The sequence below is a fragment of the Salmonella sp. SAL04196 genome, assembly GCF_046550835.1.
GTDB classification, from domain to species: domain Bacteria; phylum Pseudomonadota; class Gammaproteobacteria; order Enterobacterales; family Enterobacteriaceae; genus Salmonella; species Salmonella enterica.
In genome coordinates, this window is the sequence record NZ_JBGDXE010000002.1 from 635,613 (window position 1) to 656,273 (window position 20,661).

The 20,661-nt window shown below is 50.2% G+C and carries 21 protein-coding genes and 2 pseudogenes; 20 read left to right on the forward strand and 3 right to left on the reverse strand.

Annotated elements, in window-relative coordinates:
* Nucleotides 1-11: 11 nt before the first annotated feature.
* The 17 genes and pseudogenes from ACLJPE_RS12595 (at nt 12) to ACLJPE_RS12675 (ending at nt 13,704) form a co-directional block, all read left to right on the forward strand.
* Entirely contained in the window at nt 12-308 is a 297-nt protein-coding gene (locus ACLJPE_RS12595) for a phage holin family protein (protein WP_001154426.1), read from the forward strand.
* A complete protein-coding gene (locus ACLJPE_RS12600; RefSeq protein WP_000175558.1) occupies nt 305-646 on the forward strand; it encodes a M15 family metallopeptidase in 342 nt (113 codons plus the stop codon). Before ACLJPE_RS12595 ends, ACLJPE_RS12600 begins: the two co-directional genes overlap by 4 nt.
* Complete coding sequence (locus ACLJPE_RS12605) at nt 646-978, forward strand: hypothetical protein (RefSeq protein ID WP_000376378.1); 333 nt, start codon at nt 646-648, stop codon at nt 976-978. The genes ACLJPE_RS12600 and ACLJPE_RS12605 overlap by 1 nt, the downstream gene beginning before the upstream one ends.
* Nucleotides 905-1,138: a hypothetical protein gene (locus tag ACLJPE_RS12610; protein ID WP_001747519.1), complete on the forward strand. Its 234-nt coding sequence runs from the start codon at nt 905-907 to the stop codon at nt 1,136-1,138. The genes ACLJPE_RS12605 and ACLJPE_RS12610 overlap by 74 nt, the downstream gene beginning before the upstream one ends.
* Entirely contained in the window at nt 1,125-1,382 is a 258-nt protein-coding gene (locus ACLJPE_RS12615) for a putative phage tail assembly chaperone (protein WP_000411500.1), read from the forward strand. The genes ACLJPE_RS12610 and ACLJPE_RS12615 overlap by 14 nt, the downstream gene beginning before the upstream one ends.
* Nucleotides 1,383-1,429: 47 nt before the next feature.
* Entirely contained in the window at nt 1,430-1,573 is a 144-nt protein-coding gene (locus ACLJPE_RS12620) for a DUF6890 family protein (protein WP_371061717.1), read from the forward strand.
* Nucleotides 1,570-3,537, forward strand: a complete 1,968-nt coding sequence (locus tag ACLJPE_RS12625; RefSeq protein ID WP_000811100.1) for a phage tail tape measure protein — start codon at nt 1,570-1,572, stop codon at nt 3,535-3,537. The genes ACLJPE_RS12620 and ACLJPE_RS12625 overlap by 4 nt, the downstream gene beginning before the upstream one ends.
* Complete coding sequence (locus ACLJPE_RS12630) at nt 3,534-3,863, forward strand: DUF2590 family protein (RefSeq protein ID WP_001002797.1); 330 nt, start codon at nt 3,534-3,536, stop codon at nt 3,861-3,863. The genes ACLJPE_RS12625 and ACLJPE_RS12630 overlap by 4 nt, the downstream gene beginning before the upstream one ends.
* Nucleotides 3,860-5,044 carry a baseplate J/gp47 family protein gene (locus ACLJPE_RS12635; protein WP_000136927.1) on the forward strand — a complete coding sequence of 395 codons (1,185 nt, stop codon included), beginning with the start codon at nt 3,860-3,862 and terminating at the stop codon, nt 5,042-5,044. Before ACLJPE_RS12630 ends, ACLJPE_RS12635 begins: the two co-directional genes overlap by 4 nt.
* On the forward strand, nt 5,037-5,624 hold the full coding sequence (locus ACLJPE_RS12640) for a phage tail protein (RefSeq protein WP_001001824.1): 588 nt from the start codon (nt 5,037-5,039) through the stop codon (nt 5,622-5,624). The genes ACLJPE_RS12635 and ACLJPE_RS12640 overlap by 8 nt, the downstream gene beginning before the upstream one ends.
* Before the next feature lie 9 nt (nt 5,625-5,633).
* Nucleotides 5,634-6,599 (forward strand): annotated as a pseudogene (locus ACLJPE_RS12645) (phage tail protein); the annotation flags it as partial.
* Between the two features lie 45 nt (nt 6,600-6,644).
* Nucleotides 6,645-7,646 (forward strand): annotated as a pseudogene (locus ACLJPE_RS12650) (phage tail protein); the annotation flags it as partial.
* A 2-nt stretch (nt 7,647-7,648) separates the two neighbouring features.
* Nucleotides 7,649-8,179: a tail fiber assembly protein gene (locus ACLJPE_RS12655; RefSeq protein WP_001215677.1), complete on the forward strand. Its 531-nt coding sequence runs from the start codon at nt 7,649-7,651 to the stop codon at nt 8,177-8,179.
* Nucleotides 8,169-8,894, forward strand: a complete 726-nt coding sequence (locus ACLJPE_RS12660; protein ID WP_000267954.1) for a hypothetical protein — start codon at nt 8,169-8,171, stop codon at nt 8,892-8,894. Before ACLJPE_RS12655 ends, ACLJPE_RS12660 begins: the two co-directional genes overlap by 11 nt.
* Nucleotides 8,866-9,411: a hypothetical protein gene (locus ACLJPE_RS12665; RefSeq protein WP_000200791.1), complete on the forward strand. Its 546-nt coding sequence runs from the start codon at nt 8,866-8,868 to the stop codon at nt 9,409-9,411. Before ACLJPE_RS12660 ends, ACLJPE_RS12665 begins: the two co-directional genes overlap by 29 nt.
* Nucleotides 9,411-11,114, forward strand: coding sequence for a hypothetical protein (locus ACLJPE_RS12670; RefSeq protein ID WP_000977529.1), 1,704 nt, complete (start codon nt 9,411-9,413; stop codon nt 11,112-11,114). Before ACLJPE_RS12665 ends, ACLJPE_RS12670 begins: the two co-directional genes overlap by 1 nt.
* 1,117 nt (nt 11,115-12,231) lie before the next feature.
* Nucleotides 12,232-13,704, forward strand: a complete 1,473-nt coding sequence (locus ACLJPE_RS12675; RefSeq protein WP_000777801.1) for an ATP-dependent nuclease — start codon at nt 12,232-12,234, stop codon at nt 13,702-13,704.
* A 135-nt stretch (nt 13,705-13,839) separates the two neighbouring features.
* On the opposite strand, the gene ACLJPE_RS12680 is transcribed toward ACLJPE_RS12675, so the two are convergent.
* From ACLJPE_RS12680 to bamD, 3 genes are all read right to left on the reverse strand, one after another.
* Nucleotides 13,840-14,226 carry a hypothetical protein gene (locus ACLJPE_RS12680; protein WP_001156921.1) on the reverse strand — a complete coding sequence of 129 codons (387 nt, stop codon included), beginning with the start codon at nt 14,224-14,226 and terminating at the stop codon, nt 13,840-13,842.
* A gap of 157 nt (nt 14,227-14,383) precedes the next feature.
* Entirely contained in the window at nt 14,384-14,722 is a 339-nt protein-coding gene (gene raiA / locus ACLJPE_RS12685) for a ribosome-associated translation inhibitor RaiA (RefSeq protein ID WP_000178449.1), read from the reverse strand.
* 271 nt (nt 14,723-14,993) lie between these two features.
* Nucleotides 14,994-15,731: an outer membrane protein assembly factor BamD gene (bamD, locus tag ACLJPE_RS12690; RefSeq protein WP_000197660.1), complete on the reverse strand. Its 738-nt coding sequence runs from the start codon at nt 15,729-15,731 to the stop codon at nt 14,994-14,996.
* A gap of 131 nt (nt 15,732-15,862) precedes the next feature.
* Between bamD and rluD the strand changes: the two genes are divergently transcribed.
* From rluD to clpB, 3 genes are all read left to right on the forward strand, one after another.
* Nucleotides 15,863-16,843 carry a 23S rRNA pseudouridine(1911/1915/1917) synthase RluD gene (rluD, locus tag ACLJPE_RS12695; protein WP_000079130.1) on the forward strand — a complete coding sequence of 327 codons (981 nt, stop codon included), beginning with the start codon at nt 15,863-15,865 and terminating at the stop codon, nt 16,841-16,843.
* Nucleotides 16,840-17,571 (forward strand): purine nucleoside phosphorylase YfiH, encoded by a 732-nt coding sequence (gene yfiH, locus ACLJPE_RS12700; protein WP_000992639.1) that lies wholly within the window; start codon nt 16,840-16,842, stop codon nt 17,569-17,571. Before rluD ends, yfiH begins: the two co-directional genes overlap by 4 nt.
* Before the next feature lie 129 nt (nt 17,572-17,700).
* Nucleotides 17,701-20,274: an ATP-dependent chaperone ClpB gene (gene clpB, locus ACLJPE_RS12705; RefSeq protein ID WP_023232932.1), complete on the forward strand. Its 2,574-nt coding sequence runs from the start codon at nt 17,701-17,703 to the stop codon at nt 20,272-20,274.
* The last annotated feature ends 387 nt before the right edge of the window (nt 20,275-20,661 follow it).

A 20,661-nucleotide genomic window follows, 5' to 3' on the forward strand; every position in this document is an offset into this window, starting at 1 on the left:
GGGCAGCAGGGATGCAGGACTATGAAAAGGGATTTATTGCCCTTGTGGTTATGGGGGGGCTGATTGCACTGGGGAAACTACTTAACAGTGACGAGCCGATTACCCTTCGTCTGGTGGCCGGCCGTGTCATTGTCGGGGCCGGGTTATCTGTTATTGCCGGCGTTGCTCTTTACTTTGTACCAAATATTCATCCGCTGGCATTGCTGGGATTTGGTTCTGGTCTGGGGATTCTGGGACAAAACGTGGTGGAAGCATGGTTACGTAAACGTGGATTTGCCGGAATTTTGGGCAAGGGGGTGACAAAGTGACACTGAGCGAAAAACAACAGTTGTTTACCATTATGGTGGCAAATCTGATCCACTGGGCAGAAGAACACGGCTACCGGCTGACGTTCGGGGAGGCTTACCGCACGCCGGAACAGGCGGCGCTGAACGCTAAAAAGGGTAGCGGTATTACCAACAGTCTGCATACCCGGCGTCTGGCGGTGGATTTTAACCTGTTTGTTAACGGCCAGTACCAGACCCGCACAGAGGATTACCTGCCGCTGGGCGAATACTGGGAGTCACTGGGCGGCAGCTGGGGCGGGCGCTTCAAATCCAGGCCGGACGGCAATCATTTCAGTCTGGAACATGACGGGGTTCGCTGATGGATCGTGTGGTAGCGGGCTGGCTTGTGACGGTTGTTCTGGCCTTCTGGGCAGGCTGGAAGGCGGCTAACTGGCAGCGTGACAGTATCGATCTGGCCATCAGCCGGTCAGCCAGCGCTACCGGGGAAACGCTGGCGAGCGTGGCCAGTGAATCCGGGCGAAAACTGGAAGAACAACTGGAGGCTTTGAAAAATGCGCCGCCGCGTGAAATTCGTACGGAGGTGGTTAAACCGGTGTTTACTAACGTGTGCCTGTCTGATGACTTTGTCCGCATGTACAACGACGCCGTCACCAGTACCGAACGTACGTTATCAGGAAAACCTGAAAACTAAATGTGCCACGCAGCTGCCGCGCCTGAATGGCACGCAGGGAAAAGATGCGGCGGAATTACTGACACTTTATCTGGAGTTATACGGGCAGTGTGCTGCACGTCATAACACGCTGGTTGATGAAATTAATTTAAGAGAGAATATTATTTATGGAAAAAATTAATCTGGTTGTATGTAAGAAAGAAATTACGTTTGAACCAAATCAGACGGCTTATAATAAATTCATCAATGAAATGGCGATGGATAATAAAGTGGCTCCAGCCCATAGTTATCTTATGCGTATTGTTGTACCAGAGTGTAAAGAAGCGCTGGAAGATATTCTGAAACGTCCGGGGGCAGCGCTTCAACTTGCAGGGAAAATCAATGAACTTTATGCGCCAGAACTGGAAATTGAAGTAAAAAACTGACAAAGCGAGTCCGGTCAATCGAACAGAACGGACTCGAACAATATCTGATTTTACGGCGTCATTATTTACCGCACGGTCAGGATTCCGTGGATGATATTTCCGCCGCTATCTGGCTGGATAATCGCCACTGGGAAAATACGCGCATAGCGGTTGCTAACGGAATAAGCACCGCATTTAAAGGTTCAGGATGAAACAGTTAGATTTTACATTAAGCCTGATTGATAAACTGACGCGCCCGTTAAAGCAGGTGCAGAGCAGTGTCACAGGCTTTGCGGAAAAATCGAAAGCGGCCTTTACGCAGATTGGGGGCGGTGCGCTGGCTTTAGCCGGCACAGGGATGGCCATCAAAGGGGCGTTATCGCCGGCTATTGAGATGTATGACGCACTGAATGACGCTGCGGCAAAAGGGATTGATGATCAGGCTTTAAAGGCTGTCCAGCGTGATGCGCTGCGGTTCAGTATGACCTACGGTGCCAGCGCGGTGGAGTTTGTTAAGTCCACAGAAAATATTAATGCCTCCATTGCCGGCCTCGCCGGTAATGAGCTGCCGAAAGTGACAAAAGTTGCTAATACCCTGGCATTTGCCCTGAGATCCACATCTGCCGAAACGGCGGAATTTATGGGGCAGATGTTCGGTAACTTTTCCGCTGATGCGGAGCGTCTGGGCAAGGTTCAGTTCGCTGAGCAGCTGGCCGGAAAAATGGTGTATATGCGCAAGGTCTTCGGTACCGAAATGGGCACTATCAAAGACCTGATGGAAGGGGCGCGGGGCGTTGGTACCAACTACGGCGTCGGACTGGATGAACAGCTGGCCGTACTGGGGCAGCTTAACCGCACGCTGGGAACGGAAGCCAGCAGCGCTTACGAAGGCTTCATGACCGGAGCCATTGAGGGCGGTAAAAAGCTGGGGCTGTCCTTTACGGATGCCACCGGCAAAATGCTGTCCATGCCTGAAATGCTGATCAAGTTACAGGGCAAGTATGGCAAAAGTCTGGAAGGGAACCTGAAAGCACAGGCGGAGCTGGATGCGGCATTTGGTGACAGTTCGGCGGTGGTGAAACACCTGTACGGCAATGTGGCCTTACTGCAACGTAACATCACTGAGCTGGGCGGTTCTGACGGGCTGAAGCGTACACAGGAGATGGCCGGCAAACTGGTGAAACCGTGGGATCGCTTTGTACAGATCCTTAAGTCTGTTCAGACCGTCATTGGACTGACGTTGATCCCCGTTCTGTATCCGGTGCTGAACCGCCTGGCTGATATGGGACAGACCTTTGCCCGCTGGATGCAGTTGTTTCCCAACATTGCGCGTGTTATCGGTTATGCGGCTATGGCGTTGTTGGGGTTTGCTGCTGCCGGCGCAATAGCTAACATCGTTCTGGGCGTCTCAAAACTTATTAAGCTGGGTGCGATTGCTCTCTGGAAGACACTGACTTCAGTCACGAAGATATACACCGCCACCGTCTGGATTGCCTCAAAAGCTGTAGCGGCATGGAATCTGACGCTTAAATTTCTGCGTGGTACGCTTCTTGCGGTTCGTATGGCGGCAATTATGGCCGGAATTGGCATAAATCTGATGAGCTGGCCGGTTCTGCTGGTTATTGGTGCGATTGGCCTGCTGGCAGCAGGGTGTTATCTGCTGATTAAACACTGGGACGATGTACAGGCGGCGGTGATGAATACGGCAGCGTTTACCGCTGTGGCTGGCGTTGTCGAATGGCTTGCCGGTGTGTTCTCGACGGCATGGCAATGGATTAAGGACGGCTGGAACGGCTTTATTAATCTGCTGACGGGATTTTCACCTTCACAGGCATTAAGCGGGATGGCCGGTGGTATTGTATCCATGTTTGATAATATCTGGCAGTCCGTTAAAGGTAGCTTCCTGAAATCATGGAACTGGATTGTAGAAAAGTTGAATAAAATACCCGGTGTCAATATTTCGCTGGCTAACGAGTCACCTCCGGCACTGACAACAAATACGCTTTCTACTGGTGGAGAATTAAAAGGAATTGATAAAGGTGGTATTAGTAAATCTGTTAGTAATAACTCAAGGGTTGTGACGGATAACAGTCGGAAAATTAATACTGTCAATATCTATCCAAAAGAAATGATAACGCCGGGGCAGTTAATGGAGTTTCAGGAGCTGGGCGTATGAATGAAATCCTGTATGTTGATTTATTAATTCAGGGAAATGACTTTGTCCTGAATACCGGTAATGAACCTGAATTATGTAATAACCGTAAAAGTATCGGGCAGGACATTATTCATTCCATTATTGAAAGCGGTCTGGCGACGGAATTAATTGCCGAGAGAAGCCCGACCATGCGGGCAGATATTTTTACCCGTATGGAATTACTGATTGAGGATGATGAACGTATCGTTCCGGGAACAGTGGAAATCGGTGAAGAAAGCCGGACACGGTTGTGGATCACGGCCAGCACTTATGACTTCGGCGGAATATCGGTACAGGTGGATTTATGACGGAAAAGCCACAGGTTGACTTTGAAGAGGTGGTGAAAGCCAGCGGTATGCCGGTGACGGAAGAAGAGATTCGCGATCGCTTTAATGCCATTGCGACGGAGGAGGGAATTATCACGAATACCTCCCGTATGTCTCCGTTCTGGCGACTGGTCACGGCCATTGTAACCGCGCCGGTGATGTGGCTGAAGGAGGTTTTGGTCTCCACCGTACTGGCCAATATGTTTGTGGCCACGGCCAGTGGAAGCATGTTACGGCTGCTGGCATGGGCGGTGAATATCACGCCGAAGCCCGCCAGCGCTGCACAGGGCGTTATCCGTTTTTACAAGGAAGACGCCAGCGCCGTGGTGACGGTGAAGGCCGGAACGGTGATACAGACAGAACGTATTAACGGCAGGGTGTATGAACTGGCCATCACGGAAGATGTGGTGATTGCCTCCGGTACCGCCAGCGCACTGCTGCCGGTAAAGGCAACGGGAACGGGCGGCGCATATAACCTTGCGCCGGGATATTACCGCATTCTGCCGGTGGCCGTGGACGGCATCAGCCATGTGGCCAGTGAAGAAAACTGGCTGACCGTACCGGGCGCGGATGAGGAAAGCGATGATGAACTGCGTGAGCGTTGCCGTAACCAGTTTAACCTGGTGGGCAACTACCATACGGACGCGGTATACCGGTCGATGATAGCCGGTGTTGCCGGACTGAGCATTGACCGGATTTTCTTTGAGCACGAAGCACCGAGGGGGCCGGGGACAGCCAACGCCTATTTATTGCTGGACAGCGGCGTGGCTTCTGCGCCGTTTGTGGATGCCGTGAATGACTATATCAACACGCAGGGGCATCACGGCCACGGGGACGATATGCAGTGTTATGCCATGCCGGAAACCCTGCACGATCTGGCGGTCACTGTCTGGGTCAGGAACCTGAACAACATCAGTGATGATGAACAGAAGCGCCTGAAGGACGGTATTGAAAACCTGATCCGGTGCGCCTTCCGGGAAAATACGGACTATGACGTCAGAAGGACGTGGCCGTATTCACGGTTCTCCTTCTCGCAGCTGGGGCGCGAAATCCATAAAAATTTTCCGGTAACAGAATCGCTGAATTTTTCGCTGGATGACATTGCCAGTGAGCTGAATGTGCCGCGCCTGAAATCGCTTGTGGTGAGTATTGAGAATGAATGAGTTCATGAAAAAACTGGCCGGAATGGTACTTCCCTCCTGGATGGACAGGGGCGAGCCGCGAAAACTGCTGCAAACGGCGCGTCGGTTCTGGGCGGAAGTGTACGGCTGGGTGACGTGGCCACTGAACCAGTTTGATCCGCTGACCTGTACACCGGCGTTACTTAACCTGCTGGCGTATGACCGGGACATTTCCCGCTTTGACGGGGAGCCGCTGGAACTGTTCCGCAGGCGTGTGGCGTATGCCTTCGTGAATGCGCGTGACGCCGGTTCTGTTGAGGGATTTATCAGTATCTTTGAGCGGCTGGGGATCGGGTACGTTGAACTGATGGAGCGCCAGCCGGGAATTGACTGGGATGTGATTCAGGTTCGCGTCACGGACAGCCAGATTGCGACTAACACGCAGCTGATGATCCAGATTATCCGGCAGTACGGGCGGACATGCCGCCGTTACCAGTTTGAAGTGATCACGTCCGAACGGCTGACTATCCGGGCGGGATGGGATCAGGGGGAATATGTGGTTTATCCGGCAGCACTGAGCGGTACGGAAACCAGCAGCGCAACGTACAGCGCAGGGTTATAAGGGGATTATATGTCACAGACAACAATCACACTGGCATTTGAACAGTGGAAAGCGCAACAGGGCACCACGGGGGAGCCTGTTCTGCTGGATGAATTTGTGTTCGCTAATGTGCCGGCACTTGACCCGGATCAGCCGGTTGACCGCAATGAAACCCTGCCACCGGCTGAACAGATTGTTCACCGGCAGGCCGTCAGCCGTAAGGGCGTGGTGAATGACAACGCTGTGGTGCATTCCGTCGTACTGGGGGCTGATGTGGGGGATTTTTCCTTTAACTGGATTGGTCTGATTAATAAGGCCAGCGGTACGCTGGCAATGATTGTTCATGCGCCATTACAGCAAAAACTTAAAACAGCTGAAGGGCAACAGGGGAACGTGCTTACACGCTCGTTTCTGATGGAATATAACGGCGCACAGGCTGAAACCGGAATTAATACGCCTGCTGAGACCTGGCAGATTGACTTTACCGCGCGTATGGCCGGAATGGACGAGCGCCAGCGCCTGGAAAATATCGACATCTTCGGGGCGGCGGCGTTTTTTGGGGACGGCTATCTGGTCGGGAAAAGCGGGAATCAGTTTTATGTGACCAAAGGTACCGGCTATGTGGCAGGTCTGCGCACAACGCTTGCAGAAAACCTGAATATTACCGTGACAACCAGGCCAGTCAAAGTCTGGCTGGATGTATGCTGGACAGGAACGCTTACCAGCGTGTGGGGTGTGCAGTCCCGTATTACGGTTGCTGACAACCTGGCGGATTATGTGCAGAACGGCGTACAGCATTATGTGTTTGCGGTGGCGGGTATTGATGAAAACGGCAATATTACGGATTTACGCCCGAAAGGGACACTGAATGAGCAGCAGGCCAGCGATGCGCTGAGAAAACATGAGCAATCCCGTAATCATCCGGACGCCACTACCAGCGCGAAGGGGTTCACTCAGTTAAGCAGCGCGACAGACAGCACCAGTGAAGAACAGGCCGCTACGCCGAAAGCAGTCAAGATTGCTATGGATAATGCCGCAGCACGACTAGCGAAAGACAGGAACGGATCGGATATTCCTGATAAACCTCTGTTTGTTCAAAATATTGGACTGGGAAATGTGCTTTTCAAAGGTGATGGCAGGTTCCTCGCGGGAACATTTGTCAGTGACGCAATTGACCGAACATCAATTGGTGCCAGGGCGGCTACAGGCTGTCAGTTTATGCGCGCACATCAGGCACCTGATGCGCCAGACCTGGTAAGTTTCTGGCAAATTATTACCCTTAGCGAGGTGGTAAGTCCGACCACTGTTGTGGATGTTCTTGCAGTCAGTGGCAATAACGTATTGTTTGGTCACGGTACAGGAGCAGGTATTACCTCATGGCGTCATGTGGCGATGCTGGAGGGGGGCGCCTTTACGGGGGGGATTTCTGCTCCAAATATGCGTGGCGATACCCTGGTTACGGTTGGGGATGGCACTGGTGGGATGGCTAAAGGTGACGTTGATGGTGCAGGTTTTAATGGTAACAATCTGAACATTAAGTCATGGAATGGTATTGGATTTCAGAACTCAGAAGACCTGGCTATCCGGGCATATATCAGCACCCGACTCGGTGTTATCGCAGCTGCTGAAAATTTGCAGGCCGGAAATGCGATATTCAACAAAAACGGCGATGTTTACGGCGATATATGGGGCACAGGCAGCGGGCCTGGCTGGTTGAGTGCGTATATTGCAGGCAGACCGTTACGACAATACATCACCATGGTCGGTGTGTACCAGAACGACAAAACAAAGCCATTTATGCTTCATGATGATGGTTCTGGTGTATTCCTTGCTACAACTGACATGCTAAGTGGGTATGTTCAGTCAATTCGATTCGGTGCCGTTGAGCATGGAAACTTATATCGTTCGCCCGGATTTGCAGACCAGTTAGGTTACGTCATTACAGGTGTTGAGAATGGAGACTCGAACGATACACCAGACCGGATCCAACGACGCTTGTTACAGCTTAAAGTGAATGGTCAGTGGTATACGGTAGGGACATAAAAATGAGACATTTTAAAAAATTCACTAAAACAACGGAATTAACCCCTGTTCAGCAGGAGTTATCAGAGAACTGCAGCGTTCAGTTTATCCACGATGAATCAGGTGTTGACTGGTATGTGCTACAGAAATTATTTCAGCCAGACACACTGAAAATACAGTATGACAAAACAGGTCTGATTATTGCTGCGGATAAAGATGCAACAAAGTTATTTCCGCTGAATTGCTCTGTTGTGGAACTCGCTGATACTGATATTCCTGATGGTTTCCAGGCTGGTAATTTTACCTATAGCAACGGCGTTATCGCACCTGTTCAGGTTGATTATGTTGCTTTAGCGACAGCAGAACGCGACCGGCGCATGGCGTCGGTCACGTCAAAAATCAATCAGCTTATGGAAGCGCAGGATGATAGTGATATTACTGATGCCGAGCTGGTCGAACTTTCCGATTTACGTGAAGTGCGTACAAAATTGCGCCGTCTGGATCTGACTGGTGCGCCAGATATTGACTGGCCGGAGGTACCGGATGTGGCGTGAAGCGCGTCTGGCTTTTACGGATTCTCTGGCTGCGCTGGATTGTTCTGTCGTTCCGGCGCATCCGTGGATTCACGGTCTGGGGCAGCAGACAGATAACGGGGCATACCTGAGTCCGGTCAATGCAATCCATTATCTGGCGGAAAGGCTGGCCGGAACGGGAGGCAATACCGATGTGGTGATCATGATGGTAACGGGACAGACCCATGAAAACTTCATGAAGGGGCTTAACAGCCTGGTGGATGTTTTCCCCGCGCCCGCATTCACCCAGGTTAGACGTCTGGCTGAGTCTGCGGCGACACTGGCTACTGAGAAAATGCAGATCCCCGCGAAAGCCGGGGCAGGACTGCCGGTTGCCATTCCGCTGTCCGTTCCGACCAGCAGGGCAGCGTTATCCGCTGCCGCTATCAGTGAGGCGCAGAAAGCGGCTGGCGCCGGATTCAGCCTGGAAGGGCTGAAACAACAGCTGGGGGAATTTACGCAACTGCGTGACAACCTGATTAACGATGTGGCCAGCGGCCTCGCTGATTTACAGGGGAAAAGCGCCAGGGCATGGGTATTTACGGCCAGTGGCGACACCGCCGCCACCCTTCTGGCGCTGGTAAAGGACATTCCGCAGCCTTCAGCCGTTTATACTGCGGCAATCATGCTGGCCGGAAAAAATCTTGATGGAATAAGGGGCATGATTCATGACGTCGATCCCGACACTGGCGCTTAATGGTGAGGCCATACTGCTGAAAAACATGCGCGTGACCGTTTCCCAGCAGTTTCAGGATAAAGACCAGTCCGGTCAGACCAGCGCGACCACCAAATCAGAGCAGGGGGCAAAGGGCAAAGAGCTGCGTATCAGCGGCGAAATACCCTTTAAAAACCCGGAGATCCTGAAGCGTATTTTTGAACTGGCCAGCGCCACCGATGCAGACGGGAAACGCATGAAATACCGCGTTGCGCATGAGGTGGCCAGAGCGGTGAATTTTCGTGAGGCCACCTTCAGCGGAATGCTGGATGCGCCGCAGCAGGACGGAAAAATGGCCTGGCTGGTCACGTTCACCCTGGCGGAACATGTCAGCGTGCAGGAGAAGCGGGAAGCCAGGGCAACCGGTAAAACAACGGCAAAAAAACAGACGGCCAGCAGTACGGGACAATCCGCTGGTCAGAATGCCGGAGAGGATGAAGAAAAACTGACGTGGTTTGAACGCAGGGTGCTGAAGCCCGTCAATGACGCTTTGGGTTAATGATGAAACCAGTAAAACGCCTTTACCTTTCAACGGATGAAATACACCTGGCTGACGCCAGTCTGGTGCTGGAGCTGAACAGCTGCGGACGTGGCTTTATTACGGCACAGACGACCACAGACTACACCGGCAAACTGGTACGGCTGGATGTGGGGTATTCCGGTTTACTTCTGCGCTGGTTTACCGGCTATGTGGAGCGCTCACAGCCTGCCGAAAACGGTTATCAGCGTCTGTTTGTCCGCGAGCTGGCTGGCGTGTTTGAGCGGATGTGGCCATGCTCATTTCAGCATCCCACACTGCGCGATGTGGCCGGATGGCTGGAGGAAAACAGCGGGATCAGCATTGCGGTACCGGATGTGCCGTACAGTGATAAACCGATCCCCCATTTCACCCATAACGGGACGGGATACCAGCTGCTGAATAACCTGGGCAGGGCATTCAGTATCACGGATTACATCTGGTATCCATTGCCGGATGGTTCGCTGTATGTCGGCGGCGCAGAAAAGGCGCTGTTTGCCGGACGCCCGGTAGAAATCCCGGCAGAGTTCAGCCAGGGAACGGCGGGCGGTAATTCCATGACATTGCCGGTGATCCAGAGTCTTCGTCCGGGCGTGGACGTGAACGGGGAACGCGTGACCAAAGTTCATCTGGCGAATGACACAATGACCATCACGTGGACACCACGGAACCGCGCCACAGGTCAGCCATTGCAGAAAACACCGGCGCAGCGTCAGATAGAAAGCCATTACCCGGAACTGGCTTCAGGTCTTCACCTGCCCAAACTGGCCAGGGTGGTGGCACCCAGCGAGGCCGTAAAAAGCGGTAATTTTGCCGACCCGTTCCGGCCACGGTACGCTGTTGACGTGCAGCTGCTTGACGCGGACGGCAACCCGGACAACCAGACGCCGGTATATTCCGCCGTACCGCTGCCAGTGCCAATGGCCGGTAACGATTCGGGAATGTTCCAGTTTCCACCGGAAGGAACGCTGGTAGAAGTGGCGTTTACGGGCGGCAGACCGGACAAGCCCTTTATCAGGCAGACGCTGCCGGATGGCACCAGTCTGCCGGACATTAAGCCCGGCGAACAGCTGCAACAGCAGCGAGCGGAAGTCTCGCAACGCGTGACACAGGCAGGAGACTGGGTACGCCAGACGGATCAGACCATCAGTGAAACATCGATGGCGCGGACGGTGAAAGCCGACACGGAACGACGAGAACTGGTCAGCCGTGAAACCACGGTGAAAGCCACGGATAAAATCACAGTACTGGGTACCGCCACGCTGATGGCCGGAGCCATACAGCAGGTCAGTGCTGGCGACTTCAGCCAGGCGGTAAAAGGAAACCGGCTGGCCAGTATTACAGGAAATGAAGAAACCGAAATCGCCGGGCAGCTGTCCACGAAAGTGGCCGGCGCCATGAATGTTGATGTGGGGGGAACCCTGACAGAAAAGATTGCCGCATTACGTAAATCTGTGGCGGCGGGCGGTCAGCAGATTATGGGGCCAACCGTGCATATCGGTAGCGAGGGCGTAAATACGCTAACTATGATGCTGGACACCATTGATTTACTGGCAGAGCTGGCGCAGCAGTGCGCGAGCCATTCGCACCCCAGTGTCGGTACGCCGACGAACGCGGGCGCATTTAACCAGACGGCAGCGAAGGCCGGACAGACCCGGAGCAAGTACCAGAACATCATCGCCTGATTCTCTCTTTTCAGCCCGCATAATGCGGGCTTTTTTATCCCCACTTTCAGACCGTATCAGACGCATTTTTAGCGTCGTTAATATCTGCCCCCGTTCATCCATTACCTCATTTGTTTCAGTGGCACAGCAAGCCGCTGCGGCTGTCTGTTGGCGACGAAATAACGGCGGAAGTGACGAAAACGGCGCTACACCGCACCCGCCTGCGGTTTTCGTGTTGAGAATGATTTCAGTTTTTCCGGTGGTACAAAACACATCGCCAGACCGTGCCAATGCTGGAGGTTTGACGGCCGATCGCTAACTGAAATGTGTGAAACAGATTTCAAAGATTACAGTTTTTGTGCGATTACCGGCCGTGGGTGAAAAATGCCGGTGCCGGACTTCATGCGGGATTAACAGCGATTACGTGACTTTTTACGTAACAACCGCATCGGAATCACGTAAGGGCGGGGAAGTGCCCAGACCTTATATGACGCGCTCTGGCGCGGAATGGCAGTGAAATGCGGAACTGAAATACTTTGCACAGCCTGAACCATCGCCATACCTGCAATAACGTACACGCTCCAGTGCTCAAATCACTAACAGATAGATATACAAAACTACCAACAAATCAGGGGGATTTCTGACCAATCTGGGCATTTTCAAAATTTGATGGGGGGCATCGGAAAACCGTCACAAACGTCACAAGATTTAAAAGTATTATCTATCTATATGATATTTAATAATAAATAAGCATATTTAAAACCATCACAAGAGCATCACAGAAGCATCACAGTGTGACGGTATTAAAACATCACAACTCTGTTTTATAACTCATTGAATTTATTGAGTGTGATGGTTTGCGTTACGTTTTGTGATGGTTTTACCGTCACAACATTTATTGTTTAGAATCATTATGATAGGGTTTCTTTTTGTAAGGTGTGATGGTTGTGACGGTTTTCCGAGGGAGCTTCCAATATTATGTTATGCGATGTTTTTATTCTTTAACGGGGATTTAATATCTTGGTAAGAGAGAAAATGATGTAAGTTCTGTTAATATTTATACTGGCTACAAATATAGTATCCATATGGTATTAATAGTATGGTTATAATTTTTTATGATTAAAACTAAGGGACTAAAATGAAATTATCTCCAGCAGAATTAAAGTTAGAAAAGGATAAGGTGCAGGATAATAAATTCAATCAATATGTTAAACGTATAACACTAAAAAATGTCAGGGGATTTGATGAGGAAATTGTAGAGTTTAAAACCCCCGTAACTGCGCTTATTGGTACCAATGGCGGCGGGAAGTCGACGATATTAGGTGCTGTAGCCCTCGCTTATAAAAATGTTAAGCCAAGTAAATTTTTCCCTAAATCATTTTATGGCGACGATTCAATGAGTGATTGGGAGATTGGTTTTGAATTGATTGATAAGCCTATTTCAAAAGATAAAAACATTAACAGAACTGCAAAGTTCAAACAGATGAAATGGCGTAGAGATAGTTTTCCGGAGCGAAATGTTGTATATGTAGAAATACAACGAACAGTCCCTGCTGGTGAGCTAACTAAATTCAATAAGTTTTTATCTGGTGATTCAATTCAATTTGAAGTGAAAAACCTTAATCCTGATACAATAAAATATTGCACTGCAGTTTTGGATAAAAAAATAGAAGATTATAAATGTGTAATAAATAAGAATGATCCAACTTCTAGAATGTTTGTAGGCAAGGCGTTGAATGGTTCTGGTTATTCTCAGTTCCATTTTGGTGCAGGTGAAGCCTCAATAATAGATACTATTGATAGAATTGAAAATGCTACCGATAATTCTCTTATCTTGGTTGAAGAAATTGAGAATGGGTTGCATCCTGTCGCGGTAAGATTGTTTGTTAATTATTTGACAAATGTCGCGAAGCGAAAAAAACTGCAGATAATATTTACAACACATTCACAGGATGCAGTGAATGAGCTTGAGCCAGAAGCCGTTTGGGCCTCCATTAATAAAAAAGTTTGGAATGGTAAACTAAGCATTGAAAGTTTACGTGCTATTACGGGGCAGAAGGTAAATTCGAAGGTTATATATGTTGAAGATTCTTTTGCAAAAGAGTGGGTTGAGAATGCGATAGATAGATATCTTCCAAAATTAGCTTCAACAATAAAAGTTTATACGGCTGGCGGATATCCTAGTGTTGTTAAGGTTAGTCAATATCATAATGAGAACCCTACCATTAATTATCCTTCTATTGCCTTAGTTGATGGCGATATTAAAGGACGGCAGGGAACTAAGGAATTGCCTGAAAATGCAATGTTTATCGGGGACGACTATCCTGATGCTATAGTCTATCATTATATTGCTAAAAACATAGAAGAACATGCTTCAGTTTTAAGGCAAAGATGTTTGTTAACAAGATTTGATGCTGAAAAAATCAAGGCGGCTGTTGAAAGTGTAATGAATTCGGCATGTGATCATCATGTTTATTTTACTAGATTAAGTGATAAATTGGATTTTACATCTGAGTTGTTTATTAGGGCGGGTATGATAGATTTATTCAACGAGCACAACTCTGAGTTTTGGTCGCCAATCATGGACTTCATTAAAAAAGGATTGGATTGAATGGTTGAGAGTGAATTTATAAATATAGACTGGGATGATTTGTAAAGTCCGTACTACAATTTAATTAGAATTAAACTAATAAGATAAAGCCTCATTAGTCGAGGCTTTATCTTATATATGACCTTTTTCTTAACCTTATTTATTGTCTTGCTTTGGTGCAACAACCACTGATGCCAGTTTATCGATCAGACGTTCGCACGCTTCAACATCCTTCAGACTGCGCAATTTAACCTTTGCTATTTTAGGTTCATAGTCCCCGGTACAAAGATTCAATTCGATTTCAACATCGTTCCTGTTTAGCAATCCCATAATAACCCCTGCTAACTTCCTTGCCTGAGTGGCCACTTCAAAGATGAGATTAAGTCTATCCGGTGCATTGTTGGAAAAGCAAATAGTTTTACTAACGTCAAACCCGTTACTTTTGAAGTAATCTTGTATTGAAGCTGAAAGTTCAGGAGGGCAGGCAAGCCGAACGCCGGCCAGTTTTGAATGATGTAGTGGTGCTCCTTCTAACTCTTGCATTTTAGACTCCATATGAAAAAACCCCAGATTCGGGGTTTTTTGTTATCGATGTGGTCGATATGTGGACGTTGGTTGAAATAAATCCTTTTATTTCAGTGAGATACTGTGAAATAAAACGCGCCCGAAGGCGCGTTGGCGATACACTCAATGTAAGGGACTACTCTTCTTCTGCTTCGACGAAGCTGGCATCTTTCACCGATGCGGTGGCACGACGGGCTTCGCCTTTGTGCTGCACTTTATTGAGCTGCCGTTCCAGCTTGTTGATCAATTCATTAATAGCGGTATACATATCTTCGTGTTTTGCGCTGGCGACCAGATGTCCGTTCGGTGTATTAATGGTGGCGTCAGCAATAAAGCCCTGTGGCTCTTTAGACAGAATGATATGAGGATTAATCAGGTGAGTTTGCCATTTTTCCAGTTTGGCGAGACGGTCTGCGACATGTTGGCGGATTGCCGGAGTAATTTCCATTTGTTTACTGGTAATGTTCATTGTCATAAATTTTACCTCTTGTCTTTCCCGTCTTGGTGATTCCAGCATACCGTTCTTAATGTCAAAATGTGTGATGTAAATCACATTATTTTGTCACTTTTTGTCAAGGCGAACTTTTTGTGAGGCATCGCAGGAAGAAGCGATCTTTTACTTGAGGAATGCCTGAAAGCAGGCCATATTTGACTGGATGCGTTGCAGTGAAATCATTTCTGTTGCATCAGATACCGAATAAAAAAACGGCAGCCGGAAGGCTGCCGTTTTGCTTGTTGGTATTGCTTCAGGTGTTTTTGCTGTTAGCGGCAATAATTTTCGCGACTTTGTCAGCCTGCGCATTCAGCTGCATCTGACGATAGGCGTTTTCCATCAGCGGCAACGCATCGCGCGTGGCCTGCGTATCAGGATAATTGCGTAGCATACCTTCTACCCGGTTTACGACCGCAACCCATGCGCCGCGCGCGGTATAGTACTCTGCGACGGAATATTCATATTTCGCCAGACGGTCTTTCAGGAATACCAGACGCTTAGTGGCATCGGTGGTGTACTGGCTATTAGGATAGCTGCGTACCAGTTTCGAAAAGTCATTGAACGCCGCCCGAGCATGTTGCGGATCGCGATCGCTGCGATCGACGCCAAAGAAACCTTGCAGCGCGCTATCATCCAGCGCCATGTTCGTCAGGCCGCGCATGTACATGACATAGTCAATATTAGGGTGCGTTGGATTAAGACGCATAAAACGATCGATGGCGGCCTGCGCTAGCGGCAAATCGGCGTTTTTGTAATAGGCGTAGATAAGATCCAACTGCACCTGCTGAGAATACGGTCCGAATGGATAACGATTATCTAACGCTTCCAATTGCGTTATTGCCTGTTTCCAGTTACCGTCCTGCAGCTTTTGCTGAGCAGTCGCGTAGATTTCATTCGGCGGATTATCGGGCACCTCTTCCTTTGAACCCGAGCAACCCGCCAGAAACAGGCTCAACGTGGCTGCTGCCACCAGATATTTCATGCGCGTCATGACGTTTTGACTTTCCTCAAAATGTTTTACGGGAGATTCTCTGTTCCTGCTCCCGGTTAAGACCAGCTACAATAGCACACTATATTAAACGGCAAAGCCGTAAAACCCAACGTTAAACGAAGAAGCTGTATATGGCACAACGAGTACAACTCACCGCAACGGTCTCCGAAAACCAACTCGGTCAACGCTTAGATCAGGCTTTGGCCGAAATGTTCCCGGATTATTCACGTTCGCGTATAAAAGAATGGATTTTGAATCAGCGCGTGTTGGTCAATGGTCAACTTTGCGATAAGCCAAAAGAAAAAGTGTTAGGCGGCGAGCGGGTGGCTATTGATGCGGAGATCGACGAAGAGATTCGTTTTGAAGCGCAGGATATCCCGTTAGATATTGTTTATGAAGATGACGATATTCTGGTTATCAACAAACCACGCGATCTGGTGGTACATCCTGGCGCGGGTAACCCGGACGGTACGGTACTGAACGCGTTGCTACATTATTATCCGCCGATTGCGGATGTTCCGCGCGCGGGCATTGTGCATCGTCTGGATAAGGACACGACGGGGCTGATGGTGGTGGCCAAAACCGTTCCGGCGCAAACGCGCCTGGTGGAGTCTTTGCAGCTGCGCGAGATCACCCGCGAATATGAAGCGGTCGCGATCGGACATATGACGGCGGGAGGAACGGTGAATGAACCCATCAGTCGTCACCCGACCAAACGTACCCATATGTCGGTGCATCCTATGGGCAAACCGGCGGTGACCCACTACCGCATTATGGAACATTTCCGTGTGCACACGCGTCTTAGGTTGCGTCTGGAGACCGGGCGTACGCACCAGATCCGCGTGCATATGGCGCATATTACGCATCCGTTAGTGGGCGATCAGGTCTACGGTGGTCGTCCACGTCCACCGAAAGGCGCATCGGAAGAGTTTATTTCCACGCTGCGTAAGTTTGACCGCCAGGCGCTTCATGCAACGATGCTGCGTCTCTACCATCCTGTATCGGGTATCGAAATGGAGTGGCACGCGCCGATTCCACAAGATATGGTGGACCTTATCGATGCGATGCGCGCCGATTTCGAAGATCATAAAGATGATGTGGACTGGTTATGAATGCACTGATTGTCCCGCAGTGGCCGCTGCCGAAAGGCGTCGCAGCCTGTAGTTCTACCCGTATTGGCGGGGTGAGTTTACCGCCTTACGACTCGCTGAATCTGGGCGCGCATTGCGGCGATAACCCGGAGCATGTTGAAGAGAACCGCAAGCGTCTGTTTGCGGCGGGCAATCTGCCTTCGAAACCTGTCTGGCTTGAACAGGTTCACGGTAAAAATGTGTTGAGGCTTACCGGGGAACCTTATGCCTCCAAACGTGCGGATGCGTCTTACAGCAATACGCCAGGAACCGTCTGCGCGGTAATGACGGCAGACTGCCTGCCTGTGCTATTCTGTAACCGTGAGGGAACAGAAGTGGCGGCGGCTCATGCGGGCTGGCGCGGATTATGTGAAGGCGTACTGGAGGAAACTGTCACCTGCTTTGCTGACAAACCAGAAAATATCATCGCCTGGTTAGGTCCGGCGATCGGCCCGACCGCGTTTGAAGTGGGGCCGGAAGTGCGTGACGCATTTTTAGCAAAAGATGCGCAAGCCGATAGCGCATTTTTGCCGCACGGGGAAAAATTTCTGGCGGATATTTATCAGCTTGCACGCCAACGTCTGGCGAATACCGGCGTTGAACATGTCTATGGCGGGGATCGCTGCACCTTTAGCGAAAGTGAGACTTTCTTCTCTTATCGTCGCGACAAGACGACAGGTCGTATGGCAAGTTTTATTTGGCTGATATAACCTAAAGAATCAAGACGATCCGGTACGGGTAACTTTCTTTTCACATAATTCAGGTCATTCACCTTGAATAATTGAGGGATGACCTCATTTAATCTCCAGTAGCAATTTTGACCTGTTATGGGAGGAGTTATGCGTCTGGATCGTCTTACTAACAAATTCCAGCTTGCTCTTGCCGATGCCCAGTCGCTTGCGCTGGGGCACGACAACCAATTCATCGAACCTCTTCATTTAATGAGCGCCTTGCTGAACCAGGAAGGGGGATCGATACGTCCTTTATTAACCTCCGCCGGCATTAATGCTGGCCAGTTGCGCACCGCTATCGATCAGGCGCTGAGCCGTTTACCGCAGGTGGAAGGCACCGGCGGCGACGTACAGCCTTCTTCGGAACTGGTACGCGTACTGAACCTTTGCGACAAGCTGGCGCAAAAACGGGGGGACAATTTTATTTCGTCAGAGCTGTTTGTTCTGGCGGCGCTTGAGTCTCGCGGCACGTTAACCGATCTGCTGAAATCAGCCGGTGCGACCACGGCCAATATCACTCAGGCAATTGAACAGATGCGCGGAGGTGAAAGCGTGAACGATCAAGGGGCTGAAGACCAACGTCAGGCCTTGAAAAAATATACCGTCGATCTGACCGAGCGCGCCGAACAGGGCAAGCTCGATCCGGTTATCGGTCGTGATGAAGAAATTCGCCGCACCATTCAGGTGCTGCAACGTCGTACTAAAAACAACCCAGTGTTAATCGGTGAGCCAGGGGTCGGTAAAACGGCAATTGTTGAAGGGCTGGCGCAGCGCATTATTAATGGTGAAGTCCCTGAAGGTTTAAAAGGTCGCCGCGTACTGGCGCTGGATATGGGCGCGCTGGTGGCCGGGGCGAAATATCGCGGCGAATTTGAAGAGCGTCTGAAAGGCGTGCTGAACGACCTCGTAAAACAGGAAGGCAACGTCATCCTGTTTATCGATGAGCTGCACACCATGGTTGGCGCAGGTAAGGCCGATGGCGCAATGGACGCCGGGAATATGCTGAAACCGGCGCTGGCGCGTGGTGAACTGCACTGTGTGGGCGCCACCACGCTGGATGAATACCGTCAGTACATTGAAAAAGACGCGGCGCTGGAACGTCGTTTTCAAAAAGTGTTTGTCGCAGAACCTTCAGTGGAAGACACCATTGCTATTCTGCGTGGCCTGAAAGAACGTTACGAGCTGCACCACCATGTGCAGATCACTGACCCGGCGATTGTGGCGGCGGCAACATTGTCTCACCGCTATATCGCCGACCGTCAGTTGCCGGATAAAGCTATCGACCTCATCGATGAAGCGGCATCCAGCATTCGTATGCAGATTGACTCTAAGCCGGAGGAGCTGGACAGGCTCGACCGCCGCATTATTCAGCTCAAACTGGAACAGCAGGCGTTGATGAAAGAGTCTGACGAGGCGAGTAAAAAACGTCTCGATATGCTGAATGAAGAACTGGACGATAAAGAGCGCCAGTACTCTGAGCTGGAAGAAGAGTGGAAAGCGGAAAAAGCGTCGCTCTCTGGTACGCAAACTATTAAAGCGGAGCTGGAGCAGGCGAAGATCGCCATCGAGCAGGCGCGTCGCGTTGGCGACCTGGCGCGAATGTCTGAACTGCAGTACGGCAAAATTCCGGAGCTGGAAAAACAGTTGGAAGCCGCGACCCAGTCGGAAGGTAAAACCATGCGTCTGTTACGTAACAAAGTAACGGATGCGGAAATTGCCGAAGTGCTGGCGCGCTGGACCGGCATTCCGGTTGCCAGAATGCTGGAAGGCGAACGTGAAAAACTGTTGCGTATGGAACAAGAGTTACACAGCCGTGTGATCGGGCAGAATGAAGCCGTTGAAGCAGTATCGAACGCCATACGTCGTAGCCGCGCGGGGCTGTCCGATCCGAATCGTCCGATTGGTTCCTTCTTGTTCCTTGGGCCGACGGGGGTCGGTAAAACCGAACTGTGTAAAGCGCTGGCTAACTTTATGTTTGACAGCGACGACGCGATGGTGCGTATCGACATGTCTGAGTTTATGGAGAAACACTCCGTGTCTCGTTTGGTCGGGGCGCCTCCGGGATATGTCGGCTATGAAGAAGGCGGTTATTTGACGGAAGCGGTGCGCCGTCGCCCTTATTCCGTCATCTTGTTGGATGAAGTGGAAAAAGCGCATCCGGATGTATTCAACATTCTGTTGCAGGTGCTGGACGACGGTCGACTGACTGACGGGCAGGGGAGAACGGTCGACTTCCGTAATACGGTGGTCATTATGACTTCTAACCTCGGTTCCGATCTCATTCAGGAGCGCTTTGGCGAACTGGATTACGGTCGAATGAAAGAGATGGTGCTGGGTGTGGTTAGCCAAAACTTCCGTCCGGAATTTATCAACCGTATTGATGAAGTTGTGGTATTCCATCCGTTAGGTGAACAACACATCGCTTCTATTGCTCAGATCCAGCTGCAGCGTCTGTACAAACGTCTGGAAGAACGTGGTTATGAAATCCATATCTCCGACGAGGCGCTGAAACTGTTGAGCGCCAACGGTTACGATCCGGTCTACGGGGCGCGTCCGTTAAAACGTGCTATTCAACAGCAGATCGAAAACCCACTGGCGCAGCAAATCCTGTCTGGTGAACTGGTTCCTGGCAAAGTGATTCGCCTTGAAGCCAATGATGATCGTATTGTGGCAGTGCAGTAAGTCACAAATTTGAATAAAACGGGCCCTGACGGGCTCGTTTTTGTTTAAAAACCAGGCGAAAATAGGCTTTTGGTTCAAATGTTGTTTGAAAAGTGAACGGTTGAGCTTTTTTTTGCATTTAGGTCTTGTCAGGCTCTAATAACTCCCTATAATGCGCCACCACTGACACGGAACAACGGCATACAGGCCGCCTGGTCAGAAAGGCTTCGTTAAGAAGTCTGTGAGGAAAGCGAAAATAAAGGCTTGACTCAAAAAGAGGAAGGCGTAATATACGCCACCTCGCGACGGTGAGCTGAAAGCCGCGTCGCACCTGCTCTTTAACAATTTATCAGACAATCTGTGTGGGCACTCGAAGATACGGATTCTTGACGTCCTCGGACGAAAAAT

What these genes read in the sequence shown, in the direction of transcription:
- ACLJPE_RS12595 (WP_001154426.1), top strand. Translation starts at nt 12, where the DNA reads ATGCAGGACTATGAAAAGGGATTTATTGCCCTTGTGGTTATGGGGGGG.
- ACLJPE_RS12605 (WP_000376378.1), top strand. Translation starts at nt 646, where the DNA reads ATGGATCGTGTGGTAGCGGGCTGGCTTGTGACGGTTGTTCTGGCCTTC.
- ACLJPE_RS12610 (WP_001747519.1), top strand. Translation starts at nt 905, where the DNA reads ATGACTTTGTCCGCATGTACAACGACGCCGTCACCAGTACCGAACGTA.
- ACLJPE_RS12615 (WP_000411500.1), top strand. Translation starts at nt 1,125, where the DNA reads ATGGAAAAAATTAATCTGGTTGTATGTAAGAAAGAAATTACGTTTGAA.
- ACLJPE_RS12625 (WP_000811100.1), top strand. Translation starts at nt 1,570, where the DNA reads ATGAAACAGTTAGATTTTACATTAAGCCTGATTGATAAACTGACGCGC.
- ACLJPE_RS12630 (WP_001002797.1), top strand. Translation starts at nt 3,534, where the DNA reads ATGAATGAAATCCTGTATGTTGATTTATTAATTCAGGGAAATGACTTT.
- ACLJPE_RS12635 (WP_000136927.1), top strand. Translation starts at nt 3,860, where the DNA reads ATGACGGAAAAGCCACAGGTTGACTTTGAAGAGGTGGTGAAAGCCAGC.
- ACLJPE_RS12640 (WP_001001824.1), top strand. Translation starts at nt 5,037, where the DNA reads ATGAATGAGTTCATGAAAAAACTGGCCGGAATGGTACTTCCCTCCTGG.
- ACLJPE_RS12655 (WP_001215677.1), top strand. Translation starts at nt 7,649, where the DNA reads ATGAGACATTTTAAAAAATTCACTAAAACAACGGAATTAACCCCTGTT.
- ACLJPE_RS12660 (WP_000267954.1), top strand. Translation starts at nt 8,169, where the DNA reads ATGTGGCGTGAAGCGCGTCTGGCTTTTACGGATTCTCTGGCTGCGCTG.
- ACLJPE_RS12665 (WP_000200791.1), top strand. Translation starts at nt 8,866, where the DNA reads ATGACGTCGATCCCGACACTGGCGCTTAATGGTGAGGCCATACTGCTG.
- ACLJPE_RS12670 (WP_000977529.1), top strand. Translation starts at nt 9,411, where the DNA reads ATGATGAAACCAGTAAAACGCCTTTACCTTTCAACGGATGAAATACAC.
- ACLJPE_RS12675 (WP_000777801.1), top strand. Translation starts at nt 12,232, where the DNA reads ATGAAATTATCTCCAGCAGAATTAAAGTTAGAAAAGGATAAGGTGCAG.
- ACLJPE_RS12680 (WP_001156921.1), bottom strand. Translation starts at nt 14,226, where the DNA reads ATGCAAGAGTTAGAAGGAGCACCACTACATCATTCAAAACTGGCCGGC.
- raiA (WP_000178449.1), bottom strand. Translation starts at nt 14,722, where the DNA reads ATGACAATGAACATTACCAGTAAACAAATGGAAATTACTCCGGCAATC.
- bamD (WP_000197660.1), bottom strand. Translation starts at nt 15,731, where the DNA reads ATGACGCGCATGAAATATCTGGTGGCAGCAGCCACGTTGAGCCTGTTT.
- rluD (WP_000079130.1), top strand. Translation starts at nt 15,863, where the DNA reads ATGGCACAACGAGTACAACTCACCGCAACGGTCTCCGAAAACCAACTC.
- yfiH (WP_000992639.1), top strand. Translation starts at nt 16,840, where the DNA reads ATGAATGCACTGATTGTCCCGCAGTGGCCGCTGCCGAAAGGCGTCGCA.
- clpB (WP_023232932.1), top strand. Translation starts at nt 17,701, where the DNA reads ATGCGTCTGGATCGTCTTACTAACAAATTCCAGCTTGCTCTTGCCGAT.